Annotated in this window: 24 protein-coding genes; 22 read left to right on the forward strand and 2 right to left on the reverse strand. The window is 68.4% G+C overall.

Annotation, left to right across the window (positions count from 1 at the left end; genetic code table 11):
* Positions 1–2 precede the first annotated feature (2 nt).
* The gene (locus J0A91_RS07800; RefSeq protein WP_069204431.1) at positions 3–617 is read right to left on the reverse strand and encodes a J domain-containing protein; all 615 of its coding nucleotides are present in this window, start codon (positions 615–617) and stop codon (positions 3–5) included.
* A 40-nt stretch (positions 618–657) separates the two neighbouring features.
* Between J0A91_RS07800 and J0A91_RS07805 the strand changes: the two genes are divergently transcribed.
* From J0A91_RS07805 to J0A91_RS07910, 22 genes are all read left to right on the forward strand, one after another.
* Entirely contained in the window at positions 658–942 is a 285-nt protein-coding gene (locus J0A91_RS07805; RefSeq protein ID WP_069204432.1) for a BolA family protein, read from the forward strand.
* Between the two features lies 1 nt (position 943).
* A complete protein-coding gene (locus tag J0A91_RS07810) occupies positions 944–1,654 on the forward strand; it encodes a glutathione S-transferase (RefSeq protein ID WP_069204433.1) in 711 nt (236 codons plus the stop codon).
* On the forward strand, positions 1,651–2,106 hold the full coding sequence (locus J0A91_RS07815; protein ID WP_069204434.1) for an NUDIX hydrolase: 456 nt from the start codon (positions 1,651–1,653) through the stop codon (positions 2,104–2,106). The genes J0A91_RS07810 and J0A91_RS07815 overlap by 4 nt, the downstream gene beginning before the upstream one ends.
* Positions 2,103–3,002: a pirin family protein gene (locus J0A91_RS07820; RefSeq protein ID WP_069204435.1), complete on the forward strand. Its 900-nt coding sequence runs from the start codon at positions 2,103–2,105 to the stop codon at positions 3,000–3,002. The genes J0A91_RS07815 and J0A91_RS07820 overlap by 4 nt, the downstream gene beginning before the upstream one ends.
* A complete protein-coding gene (locus J0A91_RS07825; RefSeq protein ID WP_069204436.1) occupies positions 2,957–3,844 on the forward strand; it encodes an alpha/beta fold hydrolase in 888 nt (295 codons plus the stop codon). The genes J0A91_RS07820 and J0A91_RS07825 overlap by 46 nt, the downstream gene beginning before the upstream one ends.
* A 122-nt stretch (positions 3,845–3,966) precedes the next feature.
* Positions 3,967–5,613 (forward strand): GGDEF domain-containing protein, encoded by a 1,647-nt coding sequence (locus tag J0A91_RS07830; RefSeq protein WP_240502235.1) that lies wholly within the window; start codon positions 3,967–3,969, stop codon positions 5,611–5,613.
* 53 nt (positions 5,614–5,666) lie between these two features.
* A complete protein-coding gene (locus tag J0A91_RS07835; protein WP_069204438.1) occupies positions 5,667–5,864 on the forward strand; it encodes a hypothetical protein in 198 nt (65 codons plus the stop codon).
* A gap of 185 nt (positions 5,865–6,049) precedes the next feature.
* Entirely contained in the window at positions 6,050–7,186 is a 1,137-nt protein-coding gene (locus tag J0A91_RS07840; protein ID WP_069207144.1) for a bile acid:sodium symporter family protein, read from the forward strand.
* On the forward strand, positions 7,183–8,514 hold the full coding sequence (locus J0A91_RS07845; RefSeq protein ID WP_069204439.1) for an AtzE family amidohydrolase: 1,332 nt from the start codon (positions 7,183–7,185) through the stop codon (positions 8,512–8,514). The genes J0A91_RS07840 and J0A91_RS07845 overlap by 4 nt, the downstream gene beginning before the upstream one ends.
* Positions 8,511–9,848, forward strand: coding sequence for an NCS2 family permease (locus J0A91_RS07850; RefSeq protein ID WP_069204440.1), 1,338 nt, complete (start codon positions 8,511–8,513; stop codon positions 9,846–9,848). Before J0A91_RS07845 ends, J0A91_RS07850 begins: the two co-directional genes overlap by 4 nt.
* Positions 9,845–10,780 carry a 5'-methylthioadenosine/S-adenosylhomocysteine nucleosidase gene (locus J0A91_RS07855; RefSeq protein WP_069204441.1) on the forward strand — a complete coding sequence of 312 codons (936 nt, stop codon included), beginning with the start codon at positions 9,845–9,847 and terminating at the stop codon, positions 10,778–10,780. Before J0A91_RS07850 ends, J0A91_RS07855 begins: the two co-directional genes overlap by 4 nt.
* A 5-nt stretch (positions 10,781–10,785) precedes the next feature.
* A complete protein-coding gene (locus J0A91_RS07860; RefSeq protein ID WP_069207145.1) occupies positions 10,786–12,366 on the forward strand; it encodes a gamma-glutamyltransferase family protein in 1,581 nt (526 codons plus the stop codon).
* A complete protein-coding gene (locus J0A91_RS07865; protein ID WP_083224565.1) occupies positions 12,360–13,766 on the forward strand; it encodes a Zn-dependent hydrolase in 1,407 nt (468 codons plus the stop codon). The genes J0A91_RS07860 and J0A91_RS07865 overlap by 7 nt, the downstream gene beginning before the upstream one ends.
* Positions 13,767–13,816: 50 nt before the next feature.
* Positions 13,817–14,998 (forward strand): pyridoxal-phosphate-dependent aminotransferase family protein, encoded by a 1,182-nt coding sequence (locus tag J0A91_RS07870; protein WP_083224923.1) that lies wholly within the window; start codon positions 13,817–13,819, stop codon positions 14,996–14,998.
* Positions 14,999–15,101: 103 nt separating this feature from the next.
* Complete coding sequence (puuE, locus tag J0A91_RS07875) at positions 15,102–15,992, forward strand: allantoinase PuuE (protein ID WP_069207146.1); 891 nt, start codon at positions 15,102–15,104, stop codon at positions 15,990–15,992.
* Complete coding sequence (gene hpxZ, locus J0A91_RS07880) at positions 15,979–16,359, forward strand: oxalurate catabolism protein HpxZ (protein WP_069204443.1); 381 nt, start codon at positions 15,979–15,981, stop codon at positions 16,357–16,359. Before puuE ends, hpxZ begins: the two co-directional genes overlap by 14 nt.
* Positions 16,356–16,796, forward strand: coding sequence for a 2-oxo-4-hydroxy-4-carboxy-5-ureidoimidazoline decarboxylase (gene uraD, locus J0A91_RS07885; RefSeq protein WP_069204444.1), 441 nt, complete (start codon positions 16,356–16,358; stop codon positions 16,794–16,796). Before hpxZ ends, uraD begins: the two co-directional genes overlap by 4 nt.
* Positions 16,793–18,208 carry an FAD/NAD(P)-binding protein gene (locus J0A91_RS07890; protein WP_069204445.1) on the forward strand — a complete coding sequence of 472 codons (1,416 nt, stop codon included), beginning with the start codon at positions 16,793–16,795 and terminating at the stop codon, positions 18,206–18,208. Before uraD ends, J0A91_RS07890 begins: the two co-directional genes overlap by 4 nt.
* Positions 18,205–18,531, forward strand: a complete 327-nt coding sequence (gene uraH, locus J0A91_RS07895; protein WP_069207147.1) for a hydroxyisourate hydrolase — start codon at positions 18,205–18,207, stop codon at positions 18,529–18,531. Before J0A91_RS07890 ends, uraH begins: the two co-directional genes overlap by 4 nt.
* A 1-nt stretch (position 18,532) precedes the next feature.
* Positions 18,533–19,819 carry a guanine deaminase gene (gene guaD / locus J0A91_RS07900; RefSeq protein WP_069204446.1) on the forward strand — a complete coding sequence of 429 codons (1,287 nt, stop codon included), beginning with the start codon at positions 18,533–18,535 and terminating at the stop codon, positions 19,817–19,819.
* A 96-nt stretch (positions 19,820–19,915) separates the two neighbouring features.
* On the forward strand, positions 19,916–20,929 hold the full coding sequence (locus J0A91_RS07905) for an adenosine deaminase (RefSeq protein ID WP_069204447.1): 1,014 nt from the start codon (positions 19,916–19,918) through the stop codon (positions 20,927–20,929).
* Between the two features lie 104 nt (positions 20,930–21,033).
* Complete coding sequence (locus J0A91_RS07910; RefSeq protein ID WP_240502236.1) at positions 21,034–22,104, forward strand: nucleoside hydrolase; 1,071 nt, start codon at positions 21,034–21,036, stop codon at positions 22,102–22,104.
* Positions 22,105–22,275: 171 nt separating this feature from the next.
* Here J0A91_RS07910 and clpA read toward each other — a convergent pair whose 3' ends face one another.
* Positions 22,276–24,594 carry an ATP-dependent Clp protease ATP-binding subunit ClpA gene (clpA, locus tag J0A91_RS07915; protein ID WP_069204448.1) on the reverse strand — a complete coding sequence of 773 codons (2,319 nt, stop codon included), beginning with the start codon at positions 24,592–24,594 and terminating at the stop codon, positions 22,276–22,278.
* Positions 24,595–24,606 lie beyond the last annotated feature (12 nt).

Below are 24,606 nucleotides of genomic sequence, written 5' to 3' on the forward strand. Positions count from 1 at the left end.
GCTCAAGCAAACGCCGCCGCGCTTTTGAGCTGGGTATACGCCGCGATCACGTCCTGCAGCTTTGTCTCGAAGCTGCGGTCGCCGCCGTTGCGGTCGGGGTGATAGCGCCGCACCAGTTCGGCATAGCGCTGGCGCAAGCCCCGCCGGTCGATGTCGGTCGGCAGGTCGAGCACCTTCAGCGCGCGGCGGTCGCTGTCCGAGAGCGGACGGCCATCCTTGCGGGCACCCGCCGCCGCCGTCGCGCCGCGGAAGCGCGCGCCGATCGCGTCGAGCGGGTCGGCGAAATCGGCCCAGCGCGGCGGGCGGTCGGCGCCACCATTGCCGGTGAACGCGCGCGTCTCGCGCTCCCAACCCGCGAACGGGCGCTGCGCGTCGTGGATCTCGTCCGCGCTCATCCCTGAGAAAAAATTGTAGCGCGCGTTGAACGCGCGGACATGGTCGAGGCAGAACCAGCGATACGGGCGCGGGCCCTCGAAATCGTTGCTTGGGCCGTCCGCCGGCGCGCGGAATTCGCCGGGCAGATCGCAGCCGGGCTGATCGCACACCCGTCCGCTCCCCTCCACGCGACCGTGAAAGCGGATATTGGGTCGGTCTTTCTTTTCGGTCTGGCGTGCCACCCCGGCTCCCTGAATTGGCGAAACGGCGTATATAGGGGCGATGAACACGCTCGCCACCAGTCCCGTCGCGGATCAGATCGCCGCCCGTCTCACCACCGCGCTCGCGCCGTCGTATCTGGAGGTGGTCAACGACAGCCACCACCATGCCGGCCATATGGGGGACGATCGCTCGGGCGAATCGCATTTCAGCGTGATCGTCGAAAGCGCGGCCTTTACCGGGCTTTCGCGCGTTCAGCGCCAGCGGCTCGTCAACCAGGCGCTGGCGGAGCTGCTCGCGAACCGCATTCACGCGCTGGCGATCAAGGCGCGCGCGCCGGGAGAATGAGATGAGCTATCGGCTGTGGTACTGGCCTGAAATTCAGGGGCGCGGCGAGTTCGTCCGGCTCGCGCTGGAGGCCGGCGGCATCGCCTATGAGGATTGCGCGCGGGCGCAGGGTGCTGAGGCGCTGATGGCCAACCTCGCCAGCCACGCCGCCGGGCGCGGGGCGTTCGCGCCGCCGTATCTGGAAACCGGCGACGGTATCGTATCGCAGGTCGCCAACATCCTCGCCTATCTCGGCGAGACGCACGGCATCGCCCCGTCGGGGCTGGCCGACCGGCAGTGGCTGAACGGCATCCAGCTCACCATCGCCGATCTCGTCGCCGAGGCGCACAACGTCCACCATCCGGTCGCGATGATGGACTATTACGAGGACCAGAAGCCCGAAGCCGCGCGCGCCGCCGCGCAGTTTCGCAGCGAACGCATCCCCAAGTTCCTCGGCTATTTCGAGGCCGCGCTCGGCGCCAATCCGGGTGACTGGCTGATGGGCGATGCGTGGAGCTACGGCGACACCTCGCTGTTCCAGATCGTCGCGGGGCTGCGCTATATGTTCCCCGAGCGGATGGGCGCGATCGAGCGCGACTATCCGAAGCTGATCGCGCTGCACGACCGAGTCGCGGGCCTCGACGGCATCAAGGCGTACCTCGCCAGCGACCGCCGGATCGCGTTCAACACGCAAGGCATCTTCCGCCACTATCCCGAACTGGACGCGGCATGAGCGCGAAGGGGGCCGAGCGCGTGCCGCGTCCCGCCGCGCGCATCCTGCTGCTCGACGGCGAGGCGCGAATCCTGCTGTTCCGCTTCGATCCCGCCGACCGGCCGCCGTTCTGGTGTACGCCGGGCGGTGCGGTCGACCCCGGCGAAAGCTATGAAGCGGCGGCGCGGCGCGAATTGTTCGAGGAAACCGGCATCGTCGCCGAGCCGGGCGAGGAGGTGGCGCGCCGCGTCGTCGATTTCGTCACGCTGGAGGGCCTGCCCGTCACCGCCGACGAACGCTATTTCCGTATCGACGCCGGCACGGTCGAGGTCGATACCAGCGGCCACACCCCGCTCGAACAGCGCGTGATGCGCGAATGGCGCTGGTTCTCGCGAGACGAGATCGCCACCTTCCATGAGCCGATCTTCCCGGAGGATCTGCTCGACATGATCGCGACGCGAGAGGCTCTATGACCGACGATCTCATCATCCAGACCTTGCTGCCGACGACTCACGATCTCGGCGGGTTCAAGGTCCACCGCACGCTTCCGGCCAAGCCGCGCACGATGGTCGGCCCGTTCATCTTCTTCGACCAGATGGGGCCGGCGCATCTGGACGTGGGGCAGGGCATCGACGTGCGGCCGCACCCGCACATCAACCTCGCCACCGTCACCTATCTGTTCGCCGGGGCGATCGAGCACCGCGATTCGATCGGCAGCGCGGCGCGGATCGAACCGGGCGCGGTCAATCTGATGACCGCCGGGCACGGCATCGTCCATTCCGAACGCTCGCCCGCCGACGAGCGCGCGGGCGGCCCCGAACTGTCGGGCATCCAGACCTGGCTCGCTTTGCCCGAGAAGGACGAGGAGATGGACCCGGCGTTCGAGCATGTCGCGGAAACCGCGCTGCCGGTGTTCGGCGACGGCACGGTGCAGGCGCGCGTCATCATGGGTGAGCTGTGGGGCGTGCGGGCGCCGACCACCACCTATGCGCAGACGATCTATGCGGACATCGTGCTGGGCGCGGGCGGCAGCGTTCCGATCGATTCGTCCGCCGACGAACGCGCGCTGTACGTGGCGCTCGGCGAGGCGACGCTCGACGGGATGACGCTTGAGCCGATGACGCTCTACGTGCTTCGCCCCGGCACCACGCCGACCTTGCGCTCGGCGAGCGGCGGCCGCGTGATGCTGGCGGGTGGCGAAGCCTTCGCCACGCCGCGCCACGTGTTCTGGAACTTCGTCTCCTCGCGCCGCGAGCGGATCAACGACGCCAAACGCGCGTGGAAAGCGCAGGAGTTTCCCAAGGTGCCGGGCGACGACGCGGAATGGATTCCGCTCCCCGAGGTGCCGCTTACGGTCAGTTACCCGTGATCCGCGTGCCGCTTGCCACCGGCGTCGAGCTCGATGTCGCGGTAGCGGGGGATCCGGCGCACCCGGCGATCATCCTGCTCCACGGCTTCCCGGAATCGCACCGCACCTGGCGGCACCAGATTCCCGAACTCGCGCGCGACCATTTCGTGATCGCGCCGGACCAGCGCGGTTATGCGCGCTCGTCCAAGCCGGCTGCGGTGAGCGATTACGCGCCCGACAAGATCATCGCCGACGTGTTCGCGCTGGCCGATCATCTCGGGCGGTCGACCTTCACGCTGGTCGGCCATGACTGGGGCGGCGCGATCGCGTGGGGCGCGGCCTTGACCCGGCCGGAGCGGGTGGAACGGCTGGTGATCCTCAACGCGCCGCACCCGTACCGCTTTCAGCAGACCCTGCGCGATGACCCGGCGCAGCGGCGGGCGAGCGGCTATATCGGCTTCATTCGCAATACCCGGATCGATCGGTCGCGGCTGCTCGCTGGCGCGTTCGGCAACCGCATCGTCCAGCGACTCGCCGTGCTGGCGGTGGGGCGCGAGCGCGCCGCGCATCTCGACGAATGGAGCCAGCCCGGTGCGATGACCGCGATGCTCAACTGGTATCGCGCCGCCGGGATGATGACCCCCGCCGATGATGCGACGCCGGCACCGATCGTCAGCCAGCCGACTCTGGTGATATGGGGCATGCGCGACCGCTATCTGCTGCCGGTGCAGATCGAAGGGCTGGACGGGCTGGTGCCCGACCTGACGCTGGTCAAACTCGACGCCGGGCATTTCACGCCCTGGGCGGCGGCGGGTGCGGTCAACGCCGCGCTATGCGACTGGCTCAGGATCAAGGGCGTGTAACGTAACCGGCCCATTTTGGTTCCGTGTCCCGAAAAATTTACCGATTGTTGGGCATATTCGGCTAACAGCCTCCCGCAATGCCGTGGCGCTCATCCCTTCGCTGTCTTGCCTGGCTCCTCGCGATGCTGGTTTCGCTGTGCGTGGGTGCGGCGAATGCGCAGGTCGGGCCGATCGGTCTGCCGATCCGCGCGTGCGTGCTGCGCGACGCGCCCGGGCTGGCCGCGGCGAAACTGTTCCACGCGCCCGAGCGCTTCGACTGCGCGACACCGCAGATTCGCCTGGGTGGCGGCGACTTCTGGCTGCTCAGCCAGCCACTCGACTTACCCGTCGCCAGCGACGCGCTCGCGGTGCGATCGTCGAGCGTGTGGCAGCGCGCGATGACCATTCATGCGCTGTACGCCGACGGCACGATCGTCTCGATTCGCAGCGACGATGTCGCGGCCTCGCGCCACCTCAGGCTTGGCGCGATCTTCCAGCGCTGGTTGCCGCGGCGGTCGGCGCCGTTGGTGCGTCTGCTCTGGCATGTCGAGGGCGCCGCCAATCTGCGCGGCATCCTGCTTGCACCGACGCTGGCGACGGACGCGGAGGTGACGCGATCCGATACGCGTCTCGCCGCGCTGTACGCCGGGGTCGGCGGGGCGTGCGCGGCGCTGCTGCTGTTCAATCTCGGCCTCGCCTATGCGCTGCGCCACCGCTTCATGCCGTACTACTGCCTGATGATGATCGCGCTGCTCGCCTATGACGTGAGCTCGTCGGGCGCGCTCGCGTGGCTGATGCCCGATCTCGCCAATACCGCGCGGATGCGGATCAACTATGTGCTGCTCGCGCTGGTCGCGGTGTCCGCGCTCGCGTTTCTGCGCAACTTCTTCGAACGGCGGGTGATGACGCCGTGGCTCAAGCGAGTCTGCGTCGCGGCGGCCGTGTCGGTTGGCGTGCCGGCGATGGGAATCGCGCTGATCGCGCCGGTCGCGTTGCGTCTGTTCGACACGCTCTATGCGTTCGGTTTCCTGTTCCTGCTCGGTTCGATTGTGCCGATCCTCGTCAATGCGTGGCGCCGGCATAGCGCGTTCCTGCCGTTCTTCACGATCGCCTGGGCGCTGCCGATCGCCTTCGCGGTCGTGCGCGCGGCGTCGAGCCTGTTCGGCTGGTCGTATGATTTCTGGCTCGACAATTCGTCGGTCATATCGATGACGTTGGAGGCGCTGCTGTCGAGCCTCGCGATCGGACACCGCGTGCTGTTGCTCACCCGCGAGCGCGACGAGGCGCGCGAGCAGGAGATCGCCGCGCGGCTGCTCGCCGATACCGATCCGCTCACTGGCCTGCTCAACCGGCGCGCGTTCCTGCGTGGCGCGGTCGGGCATGAAGGCGATTTCACGCTTCTGCTCGCCGATCTCGACCATTTCAAACACGTCAACGAAACGATCGGTCACGACGGCGGCGACGAGGTGCTGCGCATCTTCGCGCGCACGCTGCGTCAGGCGCTCCCTGCTGGCACGTTGGTCGCGCGGCTCGGCGGCGAGGAATTCGCGGTGGTGATCGCAAACCACAAGGATACGCTCGCCGACGACCTGCTCGATCGGCTGCGGCAGGCGCGCATGCCGTTCGATATCACGGTGACGGCAAGCATCGGCCAATGTCGCGGACCGCTGATGCGCGAGGCCGACTGGAAGGCGCTGTACCGATCAGCCGATGCCGCTTTGTACGAGGCGAAGAAGGCCGGTCGCGACCGGGTGCGCGGCGCGCCCGCGCTCCGCCGCTTCGCCGCCTGAGCCGCTTGTCGCTCTGTGGCGTTTACGGTAAGCGGTTCGCAGGAGACCAAGCCATGCGCAATCGACGGATCGCTCTTTTCGTTGCCGTGGCGTTGGTGATGGTTGCAGCCGCGCGGCACCCGTCGGCCGATCTTCGCGTTCTGCTCCACGATCCCTCGGACCTCGCGCCGCACCGTGTTCAGGCGGCGATCGATCTGGGGGTGATGGCGGTTTCGGTTCTCATCACCTGGACGTCGCACCGCTTCGCTTGAGCGGGACTGGAGCCAGCCCGTCATGCCAGCGAAACCTGGCACCTTTCGAGGCGAGGGCGCGCGCATGCCGCGAGAGACCCCAGCGTTCGCTGGGGTGACGAGGACGTTCCCTGCACGCTTTTTTGCAACGATCCATGTTCGTCATTGTGTTGGATCGGTAGGGCGGGAGCGGGCATAGCGCGATGATGGGGCGCGCGTTCAAGCTGGTACTTTCGATCGACCGATTCCTGCTGCTGCTGATCGCGGTGGTGGTGGGCGCGTCGCTGTTGCCGGTGCGCGGGGTGGCCGCGGGCTGGGTCGATCTCGCCGCCGATCTCGCCATAGCCTTGCTGTTCTTCCTGCACGGCGCCAAATTGTCGCGCGCGGCGATCGTCCAGGGCATCGGCAACCTCAAGCTGCACGCGCTGGTGCTCGCATCGACCTATCTGCTGTTTCCTTTGCTCGGGCTGGCGCTGGTCGCGCTGCTGCACGGCTGGGGCAATCCGCTGCTGCTGTCGGGGCTGCTGTTCCTGACGTTGCTGCCCTCGACGGTGCAATCCTCGATCGCCTTTACGGCGATCGCGCGCGGCGATGTCGCGGCGGCGGTGTGCAGCGCGTCGCTGTCCAATCTGCTCGGCATCTTCGTGACGCCGCTGCTGGTCGTGCTGTTCATGCGGGCCGATGGCAACGGCGCGGTGTCGTCCTGGCATTCGATCTGGACGATCGCGGTGCAATTGCTGCTGCCCTTCGTCGCCGGGCATCTGCTGCGCCCGGTGATCGGCGGCTTCGTCGATCGCAACAAGAAGATCCTCCAGCCGGTCGATCGTGGCTCGATCCTGCTCGTCGTCTATTCGGCGTTCAGCGCGGCGGTGGTGAACGGCATCTGGACTCAGGTGAACGTCGCCGATCTCGCCGGGCTGCTCGGCCTGAGCGCGGTGCTGCTGGCGGCGGTGATGGGGGTGAACGTGCTGACCGCGCGGCTCGCCGGTCTGTCGCGCGAGGATTTCATCGTGCTGCTGTTCTGCGGATCGAAGAAGAGCCTTGCCTCGGGCGTGCCGATGGCGGGGGCGCTGTTCGCGCCGGCGCACGTCGGGCTGATGGTGCTGCCGCTGATGATCTTCCACCAGTTGCAATTGTTCGTCTGCGCGGCGCTGGCGGGTCGCTTCCGCAGCGTGGCCGACGCGCGCGCCGCGGCAGCGGCGATCCCGCGCACCGAGGCCGAGATCGCCGCCGCGGCGAAGGCGGCCGGCGTGCCGGTTCCCGAGGCATGTCTGCCGGGCGTGACCGCCAACCTCGCGCTGCTCGAACGGCATGCGGCGACGCTGCGGGGCACGCCGCAATGAGGCGGGCGACCGAGATCGCCGCCGATGTCCGCGCCGGGCGCGTCACCGCGTCGGCGATCGTCGAGGCGTGCCTTGCCGCGCTCGCGCAGGACGACTTGGTCGCCGTCACCCGCATCCTCGCCGATCGCGCGCGGGCCGAGGCGGCGGCGGTGGATGCGCAGATCGCCGCCGGGCGCGATCCGGGGCCGCTCGCTGGCGTGCCGTATGGCGTCAAGGATCTGTTCGACGTCGCCGGGCTGTCGACCACCGCCGGCTCGGCGCTTTACGCCGATGCCGCGCCGGCGCGCGCCGATGCCGAGGCGATCCGCCGGTTGCGAGACGCCGGCGCGGTGCTGGTCGCGACGCTCAACATGGACGAATTCGCCTACGGCTTCGCGACCATCAACGCGGCCTATGGCACCACGCGCAACCCGCACGATCCGGCACGGCTGGCGGGCGGCTCGTCGGGTGGATCGGCGGCGGTGGTCGCGGCCGGGCTGCTGCCGTTCGCGCTCGGATCGGACACCAACGGCTCGATCCGCGTCCCCGCCAGCCTGACCGGCGTGTACGGCATCAAGGCCACGCACGACGCGGTGCCGATGGCGGGCGTGTTCCCGTTCGCAAAGAGCTTCGACGATATCGGCCCGTTCACCGTCTCGGTCGCCGATATGCGGCTGGTGTGGGATGTGCTGAGCGGCACCACCGCCGAGCCGACCGAGCAACCGTTGCGCGTCGCATTGCTCGGCGGGCGGTTCCGCGAGAATGTCGATCCCGATCAGCTCGCCGCGATGGCCGAGATCGCGCCCGACGCCCCGGTCATCGAACTCCCCGACATCGCCCGCGCCCGCTCGGCGGCATTCGTCATCACCGCATATGAGGGGGGCAAGCTTCACCGCGCCGCGCTCGCCGAACAGCCGATGGCGTTCGATCCGCAAGTCCGCGACCGGCTGATCGCGGGCGCGCTGCTCCCGCACGCGCTGTATGACGAAGCACAGGCGTTTCGCGCCGCCTTCAAGCAGCGCATCGCCGATCTGATCGCGCCCTATGACGTGCTGCTCGCGCCCGCCACGCCGTGCGTCGCGCCGCTGATCGCCGATCCGCGCATCACGATCGACGGCGCGCTCAGCCCGGCGCGCGCCGATCTCGGCATTCACAGCCAGCCGGTCAGCTTCCTCGGCCTTCCGTCGCTGGCGATGCCGCTCGCGCGGCCGGGGCGGTTGCCGCTGGGGTTGCAGGCGATCGGCCACGCCGGCACCGAGCGGACGCTGTTCCGCTTCGCCGCGCGGCTGGAAGGACAAGGGGTGGTCGGCGTTTCGCCGGCGGGGGCGTTGCAGGGGGACATGGCATGACGGACGAACAGGCGGCACCGCCGGGGCTGCTGGAGCGATATTTCGGCCTCGCCCGGCGCGGCACGACCGTGCGCACCGAAGTGCTGGCCGGCGCCACCACCTTCCTGACGATGGCCTATATCGTGCTGGTCAATCCCGCGATCCTCGGCCTCGCCGGCATGCCGGTCGCCGCGGTCGCGGCGGCGACCTGCTTCGCCGCCGCCTTCGCCTCGATCCTGATGGGGCTGGTCGCGAACACCCCGCTCGGCCTCGCACCGGGCATGGGGCTCAACGCCTATTTCAGCTTCACCGTCGTCCAGCAGATGCACGTGCCCTGGCCGGTCGCGCTCGGCTGCGTGTTCATCTCGGGCATCTGCTTTCTGGTCCTGACGCTGACCGGCGTGCGCCAGTTGATCGTCGCGGTGATCCCGACCTATCTGTTCGCCGCCGTCGCGGGCGGCATCGGGCTGTTCATCGGCTTCATCGGGCTGAAGGATGCCGGCATCGTCGTCGCCAACCCGGCGACCTTCGTCGCGCTCGGCAATCTGCGCGAGCCGGCTGCGGCGGTGGCGCTGTTCGGGCTGCTGCTGATCGGCGCGCTCAGCGTGTGGGGCGTGCGCGGCGCGATGCTGATCGGCATCGTCGGCACGACGATCGTCGGCTGGCTGGCCGGGCTGGTGATCTTCAAGCCCGAACCGTACAGCCTCGCCGCGCTGACCGGCACGGCGTTCAAGCTCGATCTGGCCGGCGTGTTCAAGCTGTCGGGCGGCGTGTTCGAGATCGTCTTCGTGTTCCTGTTCGTCGATCTGTTCGACAATATCGGCACGCTCGTCGCCGTCACCAAGCGCGCCGGGCTGATGGACGCCGCCGGGCGAATCCCCGGCCTCAACCGTATCCTCATCGCCGATGCGACCGCGACGATCGTCGGATCGATGGCGGGCACCAGCACGGTCACGTCCTACGTCGAAAGCGCAGCGGGCGTGCAGGCGGGCGGGCGCACCGGGCTGACCGCGGTCGTCACCGGGCTGCTGTTCTTCGCGACGATGTTCGTCGCGCCGTATGCGCAGATCGTGCCGCTGGCGGCGACCGCGCCCGCGCTCATCATCGTCGGCGGGCTGATGCTGCTGCCGCTGACCGAGGTCGAGTGGGAAGACCCGCTCTCGGCGATCCCCGCCTTCCTCACGGTCGCGATGATCCCGCTGACCTTCTCGATCGCCAACGGCCTCGCCTTCGGCATCACCGCGCACGCCGCGCTCAAGCTGCTGCGCGGCACGATCACGCGGGGCGACTGGTTCCTGCTGGTGCTCGCGGCCCTGTTCGTGGTGCGCTTCGTGTGGATGAGCGCGGGGGCATGAGGCGCGCCATCCTGGCCTTGCTGCTGCTCGCCGCGACACCGGCGGCCGCCGAGACGATCGACCGCACCCCGCGCACCGTCGTGATGACCGCGTTCCCGCCGGAATTCGCCGCGTTGGTGTCCTCGGTGAAGGCGCCGAAGCGATACACGCGCAACGGCCTCACCTTCGTCGCCGGTACGATCGCGGGCAAGCCGGTGCTGCTGATGCAGAGCGGCGTGTCGATGGTGAACGCGGCGATGAACACGCAATTGGTGCTCGATCGCTTCACCGTCAAACGCATCGTGTTTTCGGGAATCGCGGGCGGGGTCGATCCCGGCCTCACCATCGGCGATGTCGTGGTGCCGCAGGATTGGGCGCAATATCTGGAGGTGTCGTTCGCGCGCAAGACGGCGGACGGCTGGGTGGCGCCCGAGGCGGTCGACAAGGAGGCGCCCGCGCCGTTCGGCATGATGTTCCCGCGCGGCGTGCGGCTCGGCAACGCGGCCGAGCCGGTGCGGCGCCATTATACGATCGGTGTCGATCCCAAGCTGCTCGCGCTCGCCCGCACCGTTGCCGGAACGGCGACATTGCGCCGCTGCCTCGCCAGGCCGCTCGCTGCCGCCACGCACGAGGCGATGGCGGCATCGCCGTGTCTCGCCCATCAACCCAAGGTGGTGGTGGGCGGCACCGGCGTCAGCGCGGGCGTGTTCGCCGACAATGCCGAGTTCCGCGACTATCTCTCCGCCGCCTACAAGGCGCGCGTGCTCGACATGGAGAGCGCCGCCGTCGCGCAGGTCGCCTATGCCAACCGCACGCCGGTGATCGTGTTCCGCAGCCTCTCCGATCTTGCCGGCGGCGATGCCGGCGCGAACCAGATGAACACCTTCATGGCGCTCGCCTCCGTCAATTCCGCCGATGTCGTCCGCGCCTTCGTCGCGGCGCTGCCGGATTGAGCGCGGTGCTGAACACCGTCACCGGCACACGCGGCATCGTCACCGCGCCGCACCACCTCGCATCGCAGGCGGGGCTGGCGGTGTTGCGCGACGGCGGCAACGCGGTCGAGGCGTGCGTCGCGGTCGCGGCATGTCTGGCGGTGGTGTATCCGCACATGACCGGGCTTGGCGGCGACGGTTTTTGGGTGATCGCCGAGCCCGATGGCCGGGGCCATTCGGTGCATGGCTGCGGCGCGGCGGCGGCGCGGGCCGATCTGTCGCTGTATGCCGGACTGGCGGCGGTGCCGACGCGCGGGCCGCTCGCCGCGAACACGGTCGCGGGCACCGTCTCGGGCTGGGCGGCGGCACTGGCGGCGAGCGGCGGCCTGCTCCCGCTCGACCGGCTGCTGCGCGACGCGATCGACCATGCCGAGGCCGGTGTCGCGGTGACGGCGGGCGGGGCCGCGATCGCCGCCGCCAAGGGCGCGGAGTTGCGCGTCCAGCCCGGCGCTTATGCCAAAGTGTTCGAACCAGCGGGTCGCCCGCTTGCCGAGGGCGACGTGCTGACGCAGCCCCTGCTCGCCGAAACGTTGCGCACGCTGGCGGCGGACGGCCTCGACGGCTTTTATCAGGGCGCGCTCGCCGACCGGATCGCCGACGATCTCGCCGCGCTCGGCAGCCCCGTCTCGCGCGCCGATCTGGCGGCGCACCGCGCGACCACACCCGCACCATTGTCGGTCGGGATCGCCGGCGCGACGCTCTACAACAGCGCGCCGCCGACGCAGGGCATCGCCTCGCTGCTGATCCTCGCGCTGTTCGACCGCTTGCAGGCGGCCGAATGCGACGGATTCGACCATGTCCACGGGCTGATCGAATCGACCAAGCAGGCGTTCCTGTGGCGCGACCGGCATTGCGGCGATCCCGCGTGGATGCACGGCGAGCCACAGGCTTTGCTCGATGACGCGGAGGCACTCGATGCGATGGCGGCGCGGATCGATCCGCGCCGCGCGCTGCCATGGCCGCAACCGCCGCAATGGGGCGATACCTGCTGGTTCGGCGCGGCGGATGCCGAGGGTCGCGTGGTGAGCTGCATCCAGTCCACCTATTTCGAATTCGGATCGGGGCTGGTGCTGCCGCAGACCGGCATCACCTGGCAGAATCGCGGCAGTTCGTTCCGGCTCGCCGAGACCGGCTGGAACGCGCTCAAGCCGGGCCGCAAGCCGTTCCACACGCTCAACCCGGCGCTCGCCCGCTTCGATGATGGCCGCGTGATGGCCTATGGCACGATGGGCGGCGAGGGCCAGCCGCAGACTCAGGCGGCGCTGTTCACGCGGTATGCGCGCTATGGCGTGGACTTGCAGGACGCGATCAGCGCGCCGCGCTGGCTGCTCGGGCGCACCTGGGGCGAGCCATCGACCACGCTCAAGCTGGAGGATGGTTTCGACGACACGCTCTACGCGGCGCTTGCGGTGGCCGGGCACCATGTCGAGCGCGTCGGGCCGCTGACCGCCATGATGGGGCACGCCGGCGCACTCGTCCGCCACGCCGACGGCGCTCTGGAGGGCGCGACCGATCCGCGCAGCGACGGCGGGGTGGCGGCATGGTAGGCGGCGCCCGCGCGGTGGCGCGCTGCGACGCGCTGGGCGTGGCGCCGTACAGCGACATGGCGGGCGGGCTGTATCGCGGCTATCTGACGCCCGCCTATGTCGCCGCACAGGACGCGCTTGCCGGCTGGATGGCGGAAGCGGGCATGGCGGTGCGCCGCGACCCCGCCGCCAATCTGATCGGCCGCTATGAGGGCGAAGACGCGCAGGCGCCCGCTTTGCTGATCGGCAGCCATCTCGACAGCGTGCGCGATGGCGGGCGCTATGATGGGCCGCTCGGCATCATGCTCGGCGTCGAGGCGGTCGCTGCGCTCAACGCGGCGGGGCGGCGGATGCGCTTCCCGATCGAGGTGATCGCGTTCGGCGACGAGGAAGGCTCGCGCTTCCCCGCCGCGATGCTGACCAGCCGTGCGGTGGCGGGAACACTGGACGCGGCTGCGCTGGAGATGGCGGACGGCGAGGGGGTTACGCTGGAAAACGCCCTAGCCACCCTCCCGCCGTTCGTCCTGAGCGAAGTCGAAGGACGTGCCGCAAACGCCACGTCCGGGGCACGTGCTTCGACTTCGCTCAGCACGAACGGAGAAGAGAGTACCGCCCGCCACCTTCGTCACCCCAGCGAAAGCGGGGGTCTTCCGGGGGAGGGCGCGCCAGAGCCGCGCGAGACCCCAGCGTCCGCTGGGGTGACGGACTTTGCAAAGGCGCGCATCCTCGCCGCGCTCGCCTATCTCGAAACGCATATCGAGCAAGGCCCGGTCCTCGAAGCCGAAGGCCGCGCGGTCGGCACCGTCACCGGCATCGCCGCGCAACTGCGCTTCCAGGCGAGCGTCATCGGCATCGCCGGCCATGCCGGCACAGCGTCGATGCCGCTGCGCCGCGACGCGCTCGCCGGCGCGGCCGAGATGCTGCTCGCGATCGAGACCATCGCCCGCCGCGACGTGTCGGATCTGGTCGCCACCGTGGGCAAGATCGCGGCGCTGCCCGGCGCCGCCAACGTCATTCCCGGCGAGGTGCGCTTCACCATCGACATCCGCTCTGGCGACGTGGCGCGGCGGGACCGCGCGGCGGAGGACATTCTCGATGCGATCGCCGCCATCGCCGACGCGCGCGGCCTCGATTTCGATGTCGAACATATCCACGATCTCCCCGCCAGCCCGTGCGATCCCGCGCTGATGGACCTGCTCGATGCGGCCACCGCCGCCGCCGGCCAGCCGATCCGCCGGCTCGTCTCGGGCGCGGGGCATGACGCGATGGTGATGGCGGCGCTCTGCCCGACCGCGATGCTGTTCGTGCGCTGCAAGGGCGGTATCAGCCACAACCCCGCCGAGCATGTCGACCCCGCCGACGCCGAGATCGCGTTGCAGGTCATGCTCGGCTTCATCGACCGACTTGGAGATGCCTCGTGAGCCTAGACCCCCTTCTGTTCGGCGAGATTGATCCGCCGCAGCGGCTGCTGATGGGGCCGGGGCCGGTCAACGCACACCCGCGCGTGCTGCGCGCGATGTCGGCGGATCTGCTCGGCCAGTTCGATCCCGAGATGACCGGCTATATGAACCAGGTGGTGGCGCTCTATCGCCCGATCTTCGGCACCGCGAACCGCTGGACGATGCTGATCGACGGCACCGCGCGCGCCGCGATCGAGGCTGCGTTGGTCAGCCTCGTCGCGCCGGGCGAGACCGTGCTGGTGGTCAATTTCGGCCGCTTCGGGCTGCTGCTCACCGAGATTCTCGGCCGCATCGGTGCGCGCATCGAAAGCATCGAGGCGCCTTGGGGCGAGACGGTGCCGCTCGATGCGATCGCCGCCGCGATCGCGCGCACTGCGCCGAAAGTCGTCGCCACCATCCACGGCGACACTTCGACGACGATGGCGCAGCCGCTCGATGGTCTCGGCGATCTTTGCCACGCGGCGGGCGCGTTGCTCTATGTCGATGCCACCGCGACGCTCGGCGGGATGGAGATCGCCGCCGATCGCTGGGGCGCGGACATCGTCACCGGCGGTTTGCAGAAATGCCTTGGCGGCCCGTCCGGCTCGGCGCCGATCACGATTTCCGATGCCGCCGCCGAGCATATCTTCACGCGCCGCCATACCGAGGCGGGCATCCGCACGGGCCGCACGGTCGATGGCAACGGCCCGCGCATCGGCTCGAACTATTTCGATCTCGCCATGATCATGGATTACTGGTCCGAAAAGCGCCTCAACCACCATACCGAGGCGACCTCGATGCTCTATGCGGCGCGTGAATGCGCGCGTGTCGCGCTCGGCGAGGGGCTGGAGGCACGCTACGCCCGCCACGCCGCCGCCGGCCGCGCGGTGACGGCGGGGTTGCGCGCGATGGGGTTGACCGTGTTCGGCGACGACCGCTTCCGCATGACCAACGTGACCGGCGTCTACATTCCCGAGGGCGTCGACGGCGAGCGGGTCCGCGCGGCGATGCGCGACCATTTCGAGATCGAGATCGGCACCGCCTTCGGCCCGCTCGCCGGGCGGATCTGGCGGATCGGCGCGATGGGGTACAATGCGATGAAGCATAAGGTGCTGATTACGCTTGGCGCACTTGAGGCGTGCCTGCGCGCGGAGGGGTTCAGCCTGCCGCCGGGCGAAGCGGTGAGCGCAGCGCTTGAGGCTTGGGAGGCGTGATGCGGTCCCGCTCCGGCTCCCCTTGTGCTCCCGCGAAGGCGGGAGCCCAGTCTGGGCTCCCGCCTTCGCGGGAGCACATCCTTGCCTGGAGAGCGCGCGTATGATCACCCGTGACCTCACCGGATACGGCGCCACCCCGCCCGATCCGCGCTGGCCCGGCGGCGCGCGCGTGGCGGTGCAGTTCGTCGTCAATTACGAGGAAGGCGCCGAGAACAGCGTCCTCAACGGTGACGCCGGATCGGAGAAGTTCCTCTCCGAAATGGTCGGCGCGGGCAGCCATCCGGCGCGCGCGATGGCGATGGAGAGCCTTTACGAATATGGCAGCCGCGCCGGCTTCTGGCGGCTGCACCGGCTGTTCACGCAGCGCGATCTGCCCGTCACCGTGTTCGGCGTCGCCAAGGCGCTGGCGATGAACCCGCAAGCTGTCGAGGCGATGCTCGCCGCCGATTGGGAGATCGCCAGCCACGGTCTGCGCTGGATCGATTATCAGGGCGTGCCCGAAGCGACCGAGCGCGCGCACATCGCCGAGGCGATCGCGCTGCACACGCGGCTCACCGGCAGCCGCCCGCTCGGGTGGTATCAGGGCCGCACCTCGCCCAACACCGCGCGGCTCGTCGTCGAGGAAGGCGGCTTCGTCTATGATGCCGACAGCTACGCCGACGATCTGCCCTATTACGACACCCGCTTCGGCGCGCCGCAACTGATCGTGCCCTACACGCTCGACGTCAACGACATGAAGATCGTCGCCTTGAACGGCTTCACCGAGGGCGAGCAGTTCTTCCGCTATCTGCGCGACACGTTCGACCAACTCCGTGAGGAGGGCGGGCGGATGATGTCGGTCGGCCTGCACGCGCGGATCGCCGGGCGGCCCGGCCGCGCGCGCGCGCTGGCGCGCTTCCTCGATCACGTCATCGCGAGCGGCGACGCCTGGGTCGCGCGCCGCATCGACATCGCCCGTCACTGGCTGGAGGTTCACCCGTATGACCATCGATGATCCCATTCTGCTCGCCGAAGTGACCGAAGCGTTTCAGGCGTATGAGCGCGCGCTGATGGCGGACGACGTGCCGGCGATGGATGCGCTGTTCCACGACGCGCCCACCACAAACCGCTACGGCGTCGGTGAGGTGCTGTACGGCATCGACGCCATCCGCGCGTTCCGCAAAGGCCGTGGCGGCTCGCCGCAGCGCACGCTCGGCCGCGTTGCGATCACCGTCTACGGCGACAGCTTCGCCACCGCCGACGCCGAGTTCTTCCGCGAGAACAGCGACCGGCGTGGCCGCCAGACTCAGGCGTGGGTCAAATTCGCCGATGGCTGGAAGGTCGTCTCGGCGCATGTCAGCCTGGAGGGGAGCACGCATTGAGCGCCCTTTTCGAACATAGCCCGTGGGTCGAGGCGCGCGCCGACGCGCGGCCATCGAGCGGCAACCGCTACCATGATCTGATGGAAGTGGTGTACGACGCGCCGCGCGACGAAAAGCTGGCGTTGATCCGCGCGCATCCCGAACTCGCCGGACGGGCGGCGATCGACGGCAGTCTGACCGAGGCTTCGGCGGCCGAACAGGCCTCGGCCGGCCTCGACCGGCTCACCCCCGCCGAGTTCGAACGCTTCCACGCGCTCAATGCCGCCTATCGGGATCGGTTCGACTTCCCCTTCATCATCTGCGTGCGGCTGACCGACAAGGCCGGCATCCTCGCCGCGATGGAGCGCCGGCTGGCGCACGATCGCGACACCGAGATCGCCACCGCCATCGCCGAAATCGGAAAGATCGTGCTGCTTCGGCTGGAAGACCAGGCGTGAGTCTCGCCGATCTCGAAGCCGATCTTGCGCGGCAGCTTTCGCTGATCGGCCACGGCGGCGCCGACTGGACGCGACCCCGCACGCACCCGGACGGCCATGTCTATGACGTGGTGATCGTCGGCGGCGGACAGAGCGGACTTGCCACCGCGTTCGGGCTGCTGCGCGAGCGCGTTTCGAACATCCTCGTTCTCGACGAGAATCCGCCAGGCCTCGAAGGCCCGTGGGAAACCTATGCGCGGATGCTGACGCTGCGCACCCCCAAGGGGCTGAACCCGATCGACTTCGGCGTGCCCGCGCTCACCTATCGCGCCTGGTGGGAGGCGCAGCACGGCGCGGAGGGCTGGGCGGCGGTCGACAAGATCGCGCGCGGCGACTGGATGGCGTATCTGCGCTGGTATCGCCGCGTGCTCGCGCTGCCGGTGCGCAACGCGACGAAGCTCGCGACGATCGAGCCGCTCGGCGATGGATTGCACCGGCTGCATCTGGCCGAAGGCGCGCCGCTGCTCGCGCGCAAAGTCATGCTGGCGACCGGCATCCAGGGCGGCGGCGAATGGCATACGCCGGCGATGATCCGTGATGCGCTGCCGCGTGCGCGCTACGCGCACACCAGCGAGCCGATCGATTTTGCCGCGCTCGCCGGCAAGCGCATCGGCATCCTCGGCGGCGGCGCGTCGGCGTTCGACAATGCCAATGCCGCGCTGATGCTCGGCGTGGCCGAGGCGCATGTCTTCATGCGGCGCAACGTGCTGCCGCGCATCAACCCGATCCGCTTCATGGAGCAGGTCGGCTTCACCGGCCGCTATCCGGCGCTTTCGGATGCCGAGAAATATGCCGTGATGGCGAGCTTCCTCGGCCATAACCAGCCGCCGACCAACGACACCTTCACGCGCGCCGCCGCGTGGCCGGGGTTCGAACTCCACCTCGGCGCGCCGTGGCTGTCGATCGCGGAGGTGGATGGTGCGGTGCGCGTGACGACGCCGCACGGCAGCCATGACTTCGATTTCGTCGTGCTCTCGACCGGCCTCGTCAGCGATCCCGGCCTGCGCCCCGAACTGCGGCTGGTGGCGGACCGAATCGCACGCTGGGCGGATCGCTTCGCGCCCGCGCCCGGCACCGAGAACGCGCTGATCGACGCGCATCCCTATCTGGGGCCGGGGTTCGAACTGCTGCCCCGCGACGAAGCCGATGCCGACGCGCTGCACGGGCTGTTCGCGTTCAATTACTCCGCGCTGATCAGCCTCGGCCTGTCCGCCTCCGCGTTGTCGGGCCTCCAGACCGCGCTGCCGCGCGTGCTCAAAGGCATCACCGACCAGCTCTTCCTCGACGATCGCGCGCAGCTCGTCGCCGATCTGATCGCTTATGAGGAGGCCGAATTTCTCGGCGAATGGCCACCCGAAAGACCGACCGCATGACCAGCCTCTCGACTCACGTCCTCGATACCGCGCACGGCCGCCCCGCAGCGGGCGTGGCGGTGCGGCTGCTCGGCGCGGATGGGGCTGTGCTGTTCGTTGGCGAAACCAACGCCGATGGCCGCTGCCCCGGCCTGCCGCCGGTCACGACCGGCCGTTACCGGCTCGAATTCGCGGCGGCCGATTACTTCCGGGGGCAGGGGGTCGCGCTTGCCGATCCGCCGTTCCTCGACGTGATCGGGCTCGATTTCGGCATCACGCAAGGCCATTGTCACGTGCCGCTGCTCGTCTCGCCCTACGGCTATTCGACCTATCGCGGCAGTTGAGATGACGCTCCACGCTTTTCGCGGCGAACTGCTGTCGGTGCCGCGCGATCCGCTGCGCGATGCCGACGCGGTGCGCCACGAGGCCGACGGGCTGCTCGTCGTCGAGGACGGTATCGTCGTCGCGCGCGGCGCTTACGCCGATCTCGCCGAGCGCTTCGCCGATGTGCCGGTCGAGCCGCTGCCCGGCCTGATCGTGCCCGGCTTCATCGACGCGCATGTCCATTACCCGCAGATGGACAGAATCGCCGCGCACGGCGAACAGTTGCTCGACTGGCTGACGCGGCACATCTTCCCTGCGGAAAAAGCCTTCGCCCATCGCGCGCACGCCGATGCCGTCGCCGATGCGTTTCTCACCGAGCTGCTGCGCAACGGCACGACCAGCGCTTTGGTGTTCCCGACCGTCCACGAACACTCCGTCGATGCGCTGTTCGAAGCGGCGCTGGCGCGGCGGATGCGGATCGTGTCGGGCAAGGTGCTGATGGACCTCGGGCCGGAGGGCCTCGCCGACACGCCCGACACCGCACGCACCGGCAGCGAGGCGCTGATCGCGCGGTGGCGCGGGCGCGGACGGCTCGGCTATGCGGTGACGCCACGCTTCGCGCTGACCTCGTCGGATGCGCAATTGCAGGTCGCCGGCGATCTGGTCGCCGCGCACCCCGAGGTGCTGATGCACACGCACCTCGCCGAGAACGTGCGTGAGTGCGATGCGGTCGCCGCGCGCTTCCCCGATGCGTACCATTATCTCGACGCGTATGATCGCTTCGGGCTGGTCACGCCGCGCTCGGTGTTCGCGCACGGCGTCCATCTGTCCGACCGCGCCTGCACGCGGCTGGCGGAAACGGGCGCGGGCATCGCGGTGTGCCCGAGTTCGAACCTGTTCCTCGGATCGGGCTTCTTCGATTTTCGCCAGGCCGATGCGCACGGCGTCGCCTTCGGCCTTGGCACCGATGTCGGCGCGGGCACGACCTTCTCGATGCTTCACACGGCGGGCCTTGCCTATCAGGCGGCGCTCGCGCGCGACTATCCGCTCGATCCGTTCCGCGCTCTGTATCTGGCGACGGCGGGGAGCGCGGCCTTGCTCCACATCGCCGACCGCGTCGGCGCGCTCGAGGTTGGGCAGGAGGCCGATTTCGTCGTGCTCGACTGCGCCGCGACCCCGCTGCTCGCGCGCCGCACGGCGGGCGCCGGGTTGGCGGAACGGCTGTTCGCGCTCCAGATCCTCGCCGACGATCGCGCGATCGCGCGGACCTATGTGATGGGCGACTGCGCATGGAGTCGTTCCGCCTGAATCCCTCTCCCAACGGGAGAGGGACATGCTTTTGCGCAACGCAGTCGCACAATCATTGCATTTGATGCCGCACCGCAGCACCCCTAAGCTGCCCGCATGACCGATCTCGACACTTTCATCACCGGGCTGCCCAAGGCCGAGCTTCACCTCCACATCGAGGGCAGCCTCGAACCCGAGCTGATGTTCGCGCTGGCCAAGCGCAATGCGGTGACGATCCCTTATGCCTCAATCGAGGACATCCGCGCGGCCTATGCGTTCGGCAACCTTCAGGATTTCCTCGACATCTATTACGCCGGCGCCGACGTGCTGCGCACCGCCCGAGATTTCCACGATCTCGCCGCCGCCTATTTCGACCGTGCCGCTGCGGACGGCGTGCTCCATGCCGAGATCATGTTCGATCCGCAGACGCACACCGCGCGGGGCGTGGCCTTCGAAACCGTGATCGAGGGACTGCTGTCGGGCATGGCCGAGGCGGAGGCGAAACACGGCATCACCAGCAGCCTCATCATGAGCTTCCTGCGCCACCTGAGCGAAGACGATGCGTTCGCGACCCTCGCCGAGGCCGGGCCGTGGCTCGACCGGATCGCGGCGGTTGGCCTCGATTCGTCCGAAGTCGGCCACCCGCCCGAGAAGTTCGCGCGCGTCTTCGCCGCCGCGGCCGCCAAGGGCCTCAAGCTGGTCGCGCACGCCGGTGAGGAAGGCCCGCCCGCTTATGTGTGGGAAGCGCTCGATGTGCTGCATGTCGATCGTATCGACCACGGTAACCGCGCGCTTGAGGACGAAGCGCTGGTCGCGCGGCTGGTGGCGGAGGGCATGACGCTGACGGTCTGCCCGCTCTCCAACCTCAAATTGTGCGTCGTGCCCGAGATCGCCGCGCATCCGATCGACCGGATGCTCGCGCTCGGCCTCAAAGCAACGATCAATTCGGACGATCCCGCCTATTTCGGCGGCTATGTCGGCGACAATTACCGTGCGATCGCCGGTGGCAAGGGGCTGGACCGCGCCGCGCTGGCGACGCTTGCGCGCAACAGCTTCACCGGATCGTTCCTGCCGGCGGAGACGATCGCGGCGCACCTCGCGCGGATCGATGCGTTCGTGGCGGCGCAGTGATGCGGACACCCTCCGTTCCCCCGCGAAAGCGGGGGTCCAGGGCCACGAACGTTGGCGCTGCTTGGCTCTGGACCCCCGCTTTCGCGGGGGAACTGGTGTGTGTGGTGTTGGCGTTGCTTGTCGCGCTTGGAACGGCGCACGCCGACACACCCAAGCGCAAGGTCATCATCGATGACGAGGGCTTCGGGCTGATGCACCTGATGCTGCTCGAAGACCCGAATGTCGAAGTGCTCGGCCTCACCACCGTATCGGGCAATGTCTGGGCGAACCGCGCGACCGCGATGGCGCTGCGCGGGCTGGAGATCGCGCACCGCACCGACGTGCCGGTGGTGCAGGGCGCGACCTTCCCGCTCGTCAACACCGAGGCGGCGACCGATCGCTGGGAAGCGCTCTACGGCAAGCTTACGTGGAAGGGCGCGTGGATGAAGCATTGGGTCGAGCCGACCCAGCAAAGCACGCCCGCCTATTTCGGCCCCGACGATCCGGTCGATCTGCCCGGCGGCAACCCCACCCACAAGGCGGCGGACGAGATCGCCGCCACTTTCCTGATCCGCATGGTGCATCGCTATCCCGGCGAGGTGACGATCCTCGCGGCGGGGCCGTTCACCAATCTCGCGCTGGCGCAGCGGCTCGATCCGGCGTTCGCGGGGCTGGCGAAGGAGCTGGTCTATATGGGCGGCAGCCTCAACCCGCATCAGGTGCTGACCGGCACCTCGGCGAGCGATTTCGCGCGCGAATACACCAACACTCCGCGCCGCGAGTTCAACGCGCGGTTCGATCCCGAGGCGGCAAGCATCGTCGCGCGCGCGCCGTGGCGCAAAATCGTCGCGGTGCCGGTCGATCCCTCGACCGCGACCGAACTCAGCCCGGCACTGCTTGCGCGGCTGGCCAAGGTCGCGCCGGGAGACGTGGCGAAATTCATAGGCGCGATGGAGCCGGGCCTCCCGCTGTGGGATGAAACGGCGGCGGCGGTGTGGCTCGATCCGGGAATCGTGACAGAGCGCGAGACGCTGTTCGTCGATTACAACACCATCTTCTCGGCAGGCTATGGCGACATGCTGTCGTGGCGCGAGGGCTATCAGCCGGGGTTGGGCGAGCGGAAGGCGGAGGTGGTGCGCGCGGTCGATCCGAAGCGGTTAGAGGCGCTGATGGTGCGCGAGATCGGGCGAAAATAACGCCCCCGTTCGCCCCGAGCGAAATCGAGGGCAGGTGCCTCGACTTCGGCCCCTTGGGCCGAAGTTCATCCTGAGCGGCTGGCTTGCCAGGCAGCCGAAGGGCTCGGCACGAACGGTTGAAAGGGGTGGCGCGTAAAAAAAGGCCCGGTCTCGCGACCGGGCCTGCTTGGATCACTCCGTCGGCGTTTCCGCCTTGGCGGTGGACTTGCCCTTCTTCGGCTTCTTCGGCGCGGCGGGTACGATCTCGAACGAGAGCGCATTGTCCTTCATCTTCACGCTGACCTCGCCGCCATGCACCAGCTTGCCGAACAGCAGTTCCTCGGCGAGCGGCTGCTTGATCTTCTCCTGGATCAGGCGGCCCATCGGGCGGGCGCCGTAGAGCTTGTCATAGCCCTTGGCGGTGAGCCACGTCTTCGATTCGTCGTCGAGCGTGATGTGGACGTTGCGATCGGCGAGTTGCAGTTCGAGCTGGAGGATGAACTTGTCCACCACCCGCGCGACCACTTCGGTCGGCAGGTATCCGAACGGCACGATCGCATCGAGCCGGTTGCGGAACTCCGGCGTGAACATCTTCTGCACGGCCTGCTCGTCCTCGCCCTCGCGGGTGAGGTTGCCGAAGCCCAATGTCTCGCGCGCCATGTCGGATGCGCCGGCATTGGTAGTCATGATCAGGATGACGTTGCGGAAATCGACCGTCTTGCCGTGCTGGTCGGTCAGCCGCCCGTTGTCCATCACCTGCAGCAGGATGTTGAACAGGTCCGGGTGCGCCTTCTCGATCTCGTCGAGCAACAGCACGCAATGCGGCTGCTGATCGACCGCATCGGTGAGCAGGCCGCCCTGATCGAACCCGACATAGCCGGGGGGCGCGCCGATCAGCCGTGAGACCGAATGCCGCTCCATATATTCGCTCATGTCGAAGCGCTGGAGCGGAATGCCCATGATCGTGGCGAGCTGCTTGGCGACTTCGGTCTTGCCGACGCCGGTCGGGCCGGTGAACAGATAGTTGCCGATCGGCTTTTCCGGGTCGCGCAGGCCGGCGCGGCTGAGTTTGATCGCCGAGGCGAGCTTCTCGATCGCGGCGTTCTGGCCGAACACCACCCGCTTGAGATCGGTCTCAAGCGATTCGAGCGCCTTGGTGTCGTCGGTCGACACCGATTTCGGCGGGATGCGCGCCATCGTCGCGATCACGGCCTCGATCTCGCGGCTGGTGATGGTCTTCTTGCGCTTGGCGAGCGGCACCAGCATCTGCATCGCGCCGACTTCGTCGATCACGTCGATCGCCTTGTCGGGCAGCTTGCGGTCATTGATGTAGCGCGCGCTGAGCTCAACCGCCGACTTGATCGCGTCGGGGGTGTATTTGACCTTGTGATGGTCCTCGAACGCCGAGCGCAGCCCGGCGAGGATCTTGATCGTGTCCTCGATCGTCGGCTCGTTGACGTCGATCTTCTGGAACCGGCGCAGCAGCGCGCGATCCTTCTCGAAGTGGTTGCGGAACTCCTTGTACGTGGTCGAGCCGATGCAGCGGATCGTGCCGCCCGACAGCGCCGGCTTGAGCAGGTTGGAGGCGTCCATCGCGCCGCCGCTGGTGGCGCCGGCACCGATCACGGTGTGGATCTCGTCGATGAACAGCACCGCGTGCGGCAGCTTCTCGAGTTCGTTGACGACCGCCTTCAGCCGCTCCTCGAAATCGCCGCGATAGCGCGTTCCGGCGAGCAGCGCGCCCATGTCGAGCGAATAGATCACCGCCGGCAGCAGCACCTCGGGCACGTCACCCTCGACGATCTTGCGCGCGAGACCTTCGGCGATCGCGGTCTTGCCGACGCCGGGATCGCCCACATACAGCGGGTTGTTCTTCGAACGGCGGCACAGGATCTGCACCGTGCGATCGACCTCGGGGCCACGCCCGATCAGCGGATCGACCTTGCCGTTCTTCGCCTTCTCGTTGAGATCGACGGTGAACTGCTTGAGCGCGCTCTCCGCCTTGCCCTTGGCCTCGGCCTTGGGCTTTTCTTCTTCCGCGCCCTTCACTTCACGAGGCTCGGGAGCGGCGCCGCCCTTGCCGACGCCATGCGATATGAAGCTGACGGCATCGAGACGGCTCATGTCCTGCTGCTGGAGGAAATAGACGGCGTAGCTTTCGCGTTCGGAGAACAAGGCGACGAGCACGTTTGCGCCGGTCACCTCGTCGCGCCCCGACGACTGGACGTGCAGGATCGCGCGCTGCACGACGCGCTGGAAGCCACTGGTCGGCGACGGATCGGTCGCGGTATCGACTTTCAGCGCTTCGAGTTCGGTATCGAGATACTGCGCGACAGTGGTTTTTAGCTCGCCGAGATCGACCCCGCACGACGCCATTACCTTCGAGGCGTGTTCATCATCGACCAGCGCGAGCAGCAGATGCTCGAGCGTGGCATATTCGTGGCGCCGCGACGACGCGGCTTCAAGCGCCTTGTGGAGCGTGGTTTCCAGCGCGGAGGCGAAAGAGGGCATTATGATACTCCA

This window comes from Sphingomonas panacis (genome assembly GCF_001717955.1).
Taxonomy (GTDB): Bacteria; Pseudomonadota; Alphaproteobacteria; order Sphingomonadales; family Sphingomonadaceae; genus Sphingomonas; species Sphingomonas panacis.

Coding starts and splice junctions, on each gene's coding strand:
- J0A91_RS07805 (WP_069204432.1), top strand. CDS start 658: ATGAACACGCTCGCCACCAGTCCCGTCGCGGATCAGATCGCCGCCCGT.
- J0A91_RS07810 (WP_069204433.1), top strand. CDS start 944: ATGAGCTATCGGCTGTGGTACTGGCCTGAAATTCAGGGGCGCGGCGAG.
- J0A91_RS07815 (WP_069204434.1), top strand. CDS start 1,651: ATGAGCGCGAAGGGGGCCGAGCGCGTGCCGCGTCCCGCCGCGCGCATC.
- J0A91_RS07820 (WP_069204435.1), top strand. CDS start 2,103: ATGACCGACGATCTCATCATCCAGACCTTGCTGCCGACGACTCACGAT.
- J0A91_RS07825 (WP_069204436.1), top strand. CDS start 2,957: ATGGATTCCGCTCCCCGAGGTGCCGCTTACGGTCAGTTACCCGTGATC.
- J0A91_RS07830 (WP_240502235.1), top strand. CDS start 3,967: ATGCTGGTTTCGCTGTGCGTGGGTGCGGCGAATGCGCAGGTCGGGCCG.
- J0A91_RS07835 (WP_069204438.1), top strand. CDS start 5,667: ATGCGCAATCGACGGATCGCTCTTTTCGTTGCCGTGGCGTTGGTGATG.
- J0A91_RS07840 (WP_069207144.1), top strand. CDS start 6,050: ATGGGGCGCGCGTTCAAGCTGGTACTTTCGATCGACCGATTCCTGCTG.
- J0A91_RS07845 (WP_069204439.1), top strand. CDS start 7,183: ATGAGGCGGGCGACCGAGATCGCCGCCGATGTCCGCGCCGGGCGCGTC.
- J0A91_RS07850 (WP_069204440.1), top strand. CDS start 8,511: ATGACGGACGAACAGGCGGCACCGCCGGGGCTGCTGGAGCGATATTTC.
- J0A91_RS07855 (WP_069204441.1), top strand. CDS start 9,845: ATGAGGCGCGCCATCCTGGCCTTGCTGCTGCTCGCCGCGACACCGGCG.
- J0A91_RS07865 (WP_083224565.1), top strand. CDS start 12,360: ATGGTAGGCGGCGCCCGCGCGGTGGCGCGCTGCGACGCGCTGGGCGTG.
- J0A91_RS07870 (WP_083224923.1), top strand. CDS start 13,817: ATGGGGCCGGGGCCGGTCAACGCACACCCGCGCGTGCTGCGCGCGATG.
- hpxZ (WP_069204443.1), top strand. CDS start 15,979: ATGACCATCGATGATCCCATTCTGCTCGCCGAAGTGACCGAAGCGTTT.
- uraH (WP_069207147.1), top strand. CDS start 18,205: ATGACCAGCCTCTCGACTCACGTCCTCGATACCGCGCACGGCCGCCCC.
- guaD (WP_069204446.1), top strand. CDS start 18,533: ATGACGCTCCACGCTTTTCGCGGCGAACTGCTGTCGGTGCCGCGCGAT.
- J0A91_RS07905 (WP_069204447.1), top strand. CDS start 19,916: ATGACCGATCTCGACACTTTCATCACCGGGCTGCCCAAGGCCGAGCTT.
- clpA (WP_069204448.1), bottom strand. CDS start 24,594: ATGCCCTCTTTCGCCTCCGCGCTGGAAACCACGCTCCACAAGGCGCTT.